This window comes from Vibrio sp. D173a, assembly GCF_030248475.1.
Genome location: NZ_JAHGAH010000336.1, coordinates 1 through 4,992, shown reverse-complemented (window position 1 = coordinate 4,992; position 4,992 = coordinate 1). Strand labels below are relative to the sequence as shown.

Annotated in this window: 5 protein-coding genes and 1 pseudogene; all 6 read right to left on the bottom strand. The window is 40.4% G+C overall.

From position 1 onward, the window contains the following. The coding region (locus KIV40_RS25425) for an NAD-dependent epimerase/dehydratase family protein (protein WP_285351970.1) at nt 1-567 on the bottom strand (567 nt) is incomplete at its 3' end. 2 nt (nt 568-569) lie between these two features. Then, complete coding sequence (gmd, locus tag KIV40_RS25420; protein ID WP_285351971.1) at nt 570-1,694, bottom strand: GDP-mannose 4,6-dehydratase; 1,125 nt, start codon at nt 1,692-1,694, stop codon at nt 570-572. Nucleotides 1,695-1,771: 77 nt separating this feature from the next. After that, nucleotides 1,772-2,635: an alpha-1,2-fucosyltransferase gene (locus KIV40_RS25415; RefSeq protein ID WP_285351969.1), complete on the bottom strand. Its 864-nt coding sequence runs from the start codon at nt 2,633-2,635 to the stop codon at nt 1,772-1,774. 29 nt (nt 2,636-2,664) lie between these two features. Continuing rightward, on the bottom strand, nt 2,665-3,735 hold the full coding sequence (locus KIV40_RS25410; RefSeq protein WP_285351968.1) for a glycosyltransferase: 1,071 nt from the start codon (nt 3,733-3,735) through the stop codon (nt 2,665-2,667). Further along, the gene (locus tag KIV40_RS25405) at nt 3,722-4,549 is read right to left on the bottom strand and encodes a hypothetical protein (protein ID WP_285351967.1); all 828 of its coding nucleotides are present in this window, start codon (nt 4,547-4,549) and stop codon (nt 3,722-3,724) included. The genes KIV40_RS25410 and KIV40_RS25405 overlap by 14 nt, the downstream gene beginning before the upstream one ends. After that, nucleotides 4,542-4,992 (bottom strand): annotated as a pseudogene (locus KIV40_RS25400) (3-deoxy-D-manno-octulosonic acid transferase); the annotation flags it as partial. The pseudogene KIV40_RS25400 and the gene KIV40_RS25405, both read right to left, overlap by 8 nt.

Sequence of the window (4,992 nt, the reverse complement as noted above, 5' to 3'; positions counted from 1 at the left end):
CTTTACGGCTTCGTCTATTTTTCGAATGACCGCAGGGATCATATGAGATTTGTTTACATCAAACTTATCCCAGTAACCATAAAGATTGCATGGGATGAGTGTTTTGTACTCTACACCATATTGAGCCGATAGGTATTCAGCGAGCTTTGCCACCGCAACTTTCGCAACCGCATAACCTTCATTGGTAGGCTCAAGCTCCCCCGTTAAGATTTGCTCTTCCTTAAGTGGATTCTGAGCAAGCCTTGGGTACATGCATGAGCTGCCTAAGTTGATAAGTCGTGTGATACCTGCATCATAAGATGCTTGAATTACATTCAGGCCTATCTGAAGGTTTTGAAAACAAAAATCATAAGGGGCAGCTATATTCGCTTGGATACCACCAACCAACCCTGCACAATGGACGACTACGTCTGGCCTGTGAATCGACAGGTATTCGTTGATCGCTGCCTGTGAGGTTAAATCAAGATCTTGTCTCGATGGAGCGATAACCTCAATGCCTTTTTTCTCGGCTAGGGCAATAATGTTCTTTCCGACCATTCCTCGGCCGCCAGTAATAAAGAGCTTCATTATTAATTCTCTAAAGAGATAGATACATCGAAGCCATTGTCTTTCAGCAGAGCGTGACGTTTCGCCACATCTAAATCAGCAGCCACCATTTCTGAACACATTTGTTCAACCGTAATTTCAGGCTCCCAACCTAGCTTTTCTTTTGCCTTTGTTGGATCGCCCAATAGAGTTTCAACTTCGGCTGGGCGGAAATAGCGAGGGTCAACTTTTACGATAACATCCCCAACTTTAAGTGCTGGCGCATTGTTTCCGTGAATAGCTGACACGACAGCGACTTCGTCTACACCCTCACCTTTAAACTCGAGCTCAACGCCGACTTCAAGTGCAGATAAGCGAACAAATTCTCGAACAGAGATTTGCTTACCCGTAGCAATAACAAAGTCTTCGGCTGTATCCTGTTGAAGCATCATCCATTGCATGCGAACGTAATCTTTAGCGTGTCCCCAATCGCGTAATGCGTCCATATTACCTAGATATAGGCATTGCTCTAAACCTTGAGAGATATTAGCAATCGCACGGGTAATTTTTCTTGTTACGAAGGTTTCACCACGACGGGGTGACTCATGGTTAAACAAAATACCATTACATGCATGCATTCCATAAGATTCACGGTAGTTAACAACAATCCAATATGCATACATTTTAGCTACAGCGTATGGCGAGCGAGGATGAAATGGTGTTGTTTCTCTTTGTGGAATCTCTTGCACTTCACCATACAACTCTGACGTGGATGCTTGATAGAATTTGGTTTTTTTCTCTAGCCCTAAAAAGCGGATTGCCTCTAATAGACGTAAAGTACCAATAGCATCGACATCCGCTGTATATTCAGGGCATTCGAATGAAACGGCAACATGTGACTGCGCACCAAGGTTATACACCTCGTCTGGCTGCACTTCTTTTAAGATTCGAGTAAGGTTAGATGAGTCTGTTAGGTCACCATAGTGCAGAAAGAAACGGGCATTTTCCTCATGTACATCTTGGAAAATGTGGTCGATTCTTTCGGCATTGAAAGATGATGCTCGGCGCTTAATACCGTGCACTTCGTAGCCTTTCTCCAGCAAAAATTCTGCTAAATATGAGCCGTCTTGGCCTGTAACACCGGTAATTAAAGCTTTTTTCATTTTGATAACCTTTTGTCTCTATTTTAGGCAGCATTGGTCTGTTGCTGCCTTTATTATATGCAGTTTATCGGGATAGTTGCTTATTATGTATTGTTTTGAATTATCCAACCAGGGTAATTCATGTCTTTTAATTCTAAGCCTAACTCTGCACGTCCCCACTTTTCTGGACACACGACGATTTTGTCTGAGTTCGAGTTCAGATATGCTCCCCACCAACTAAAGCTGCTGTTTGGAATGATATTGTGCTTACACAAGCTCATTAACTGCATATCACTGTAACTTTCAGCTTTGGTATTCCAGTCAATGTAGACTACTTTTTCTAAATTTAAGTGTTCTTTACACCAAGCAATGTCGTCAGAAAATACAAAAAATGTCGGTGAATCTACCTGGCTTTCAATATGTTCAACTGCTTTGCGATAGTATGACAGTGGGGCTAGTCCATTGATCGCCGGAACATTGAGGTAATCACCACGACGTACGTGAATAGCGACAGAATTTGTCTCTTTGATTTGATCAAATACGGCTAGATTCTTCGGCTCAGTGAGCTCTGGAAATTTGAAAGCTTTGCAAACAAGAGATTCGCAGTCTGTAAAGTATTTCCAGGAAGTCCAAGCTTGATTGTACACCGCATGCTTGTGAGTAAATGCGCGTTCATCAAAGTTATAGTTACGATGTTTCGCATCGATCGTTTTGAACGCAAGCTTACGAACTTTTCTGTATAAAAACTGCTCATTCCTTGATATTGCTTTCGCAAATGGACTTGCATCTGTTGTTTTAATATTAAACAGTCTTTCAAGCTCGTAGCCGTTATGTTGTTCATAATCTTCAAAAAAAGAGGTATCAAAAATAACCGTCTCTTTAGAACCGTATTTGTTTTCTAAGCTCAAATACAGAGCATAAGCAAACATTTGGCTCCCAAGGCCGCCGGCTGCTTTAATAATTTTCATGTTGTTTCCTCAAAAGTATGGTCAGCAGCTTATGCCAACTTGGAGTATTGTTCTATCGCATGCTCAGTAAGAAACTGTGCCCCAAGACTGAGTTGAAAGTCATGAGGGGTGTTCGAAAGCTGGATTATTTTCTCGGCTAACGATTGGTCATCTAATTGTGATAAAGCACTTTTGGGTAAAATTTCTCTAGGACCACTGTTACAGTCTGTCGATATCGCTGGGACATTAAGAGCTAAAGCTTCTAAAATTACGTATGACAAGCCTTCATAGTCAGACGATAAGATTAACCCTTGGGAAGCTGCTAAAATCGGGTATGGGTTTTGTTGATGCCCGGCAAAAACAACTTTGTCTTGTAAACCTAGTTCGCTAACAAGATTTCGTGCTTGTTTCTCTTTCGGCCCTTTTCCAACCAGCACCAATTTCTTGTTAATATTTGCTAAATGATATGCCCTTATGAGCCTGTCATGTCTCTTAGCATCATTAAATTTTCCGATATGAACTAGGTAATCCTCACCAGCAAAAGGTGAAGCATCTTGTTGACTTAGTGTTTTAATCTCACCGATATTTACAGGGTTGTAAATTACGTGGTTCGTACCTGGAAGGTTAAAGTTTTTGTCTAAATCTTCTGCGGCACCTTGGGAAACGCAAACACGATCATGTTTCGAATAAACACTCTCTAGTTTTCGTTTTGCTAAGTAACGTTTGAAGCCTGTACGACTTTTTAAGTGCTCAATTGATGTCGTACTATGGATCACATGGAATACACTCGGCAAATTGAAATATCGAGTGATTTTATCTGCTTCAGTTAAGTTTGATAGAATCAGATTTGGTGTGCCAATGTTGTTTTGAATGTAGTTTTCAACAAACTGAGCTTGATATTTTCTTTTAAAAAGAGCTTTTATACCTTTGATTTTTGGTAATTTTACAATGTGTAAGTTCAGCTCATCAGGTACTTGATATTCGACTCGGTCTTCAAAGCAGATAATATGACATTCGTAGTTTTTTAGCTCAGTCAAGCCGTTGTATATATTGAGGACAAACCTTTCTGCACCATTGCCTTGTAGGGTTGGGATGATAAAAACGGCTTTATTTTTTTTCATAATGGTCACTGTATGGAATGATATCAAAAGGAAGCTTAGATACTGGGGAGCAGTTGTAGAGACCTACCTCTTTGGCATCGTACTGTTTCTTTGCTTCTGTCATGAAAGGCAAAATCTTATCTTCAAAATCTTTTTGTAAGCCACTTTTTTGAACATGTTTCTCGTCTTCATAAAAACGAGGCAAGTGTGCATTAGAGATATCTAGGCCTAAAAGGTATGCGCTAGTTGGGTTTGCGTTGAGTATTGATTGGATAGCAACAGCCATAACAGTACCCCCATCAACAACATACTGATCAATGTTGTTAGTGAACTTATCTTTCTCAGATATAGGCGCAATATGAAAAAGGTAGACTTCGTTCTTGCGTATAATCTCAAAGTCTCGCTCTGCAATGGCGCAAAGGGCACCAAGGCTAAGTATCAATTTTGATTTATTTCCGGCACTGTTTTTAAGAAGATCGAAGCGATTGTAGACAAAGTTTGAGTCCATAATGACATGCGCAAAAATGGGTAAGTCTTCTTTATAGGCAAGAGAGATAGCACCATTTAGAAAAATGTTATTGGTTTCTTTGAGCTTCGCTAAATCGAGCTCATTAACACTTGGGCCTGATCCGATGATATTGACGCTACTTTCAGTTAGGTCGAGAGAAGAGAGTGGTAAAATATCTAGTTTGTTTTGCTTGAAAGCCCACTGACCATCTTTGAACGCTACATCAGGCCAATAATCTGCTTTGAACCAATCACTTCTTTTGTGGGTTAACTTAATGTACTTCTTAATGATTTTTCTTCGGATTCGAGTGAATAGAAAATCATCCATATTGGTTTTCCCTTACATAACATAGAGTTTTGACAATCGCACCTAGATTAGACGTAACGGTACTATTAAGTTGTTGTTTCTGATTGTTGCAAGCATCCGAGTTATTAAATTTGTTGTTGACGAGAGAGCTTAATTCTCGTGAATCTTTAATAATATCAATGGCCTGATTTGAAGTGAGTAGATTTACAATCTCTTCAAAGTTAAAGTAACTCGGCCCAGTTATCACTGGTAATCCTAATGCTGCTGGCTCCAAAACACTGTGCCCGCCAACTTTGTCACCAATTAAGCTGCCTCCCATAAAACAGATATCGGCCGCCCCCATTAATACCAGCATTTCTCCCATTGTATCGCCTAGGTATACCTGAATATTGTCAGCAATAGAGGGTTGGCTACTCACTTGGTTCGTTCTTCGTTCGGTTGCAAAACCGAGCTTTTGACTAAGC

What these genes read in the sequence shown, in the direction of transcription:
- KIV40_RS25410 (WP_285351968.1), bottom strand. Translation starts at nt 3,735, where the DNA reads ATGAAAAAAAATAAAGCCGTTTTTATCATCCCAACCCTACAAGGCAAT.
- KIV40_RS25415 (WP_285351969.1), bottom strand. Translation starts at nt 2,635, where the DNA reads ATGAAAATTATTAAAGCAGCCGGCGGCCTTGGGAGCCAAATGTTTGCT.
- KIV40_RS25405 (WP_285351967.1), bottom strand. Translation starts at nt 4,549, where the DNA reads ATGGATGATTTTCTATTCACTCGAATCCGAAGAAAAATCATTAAGAAG.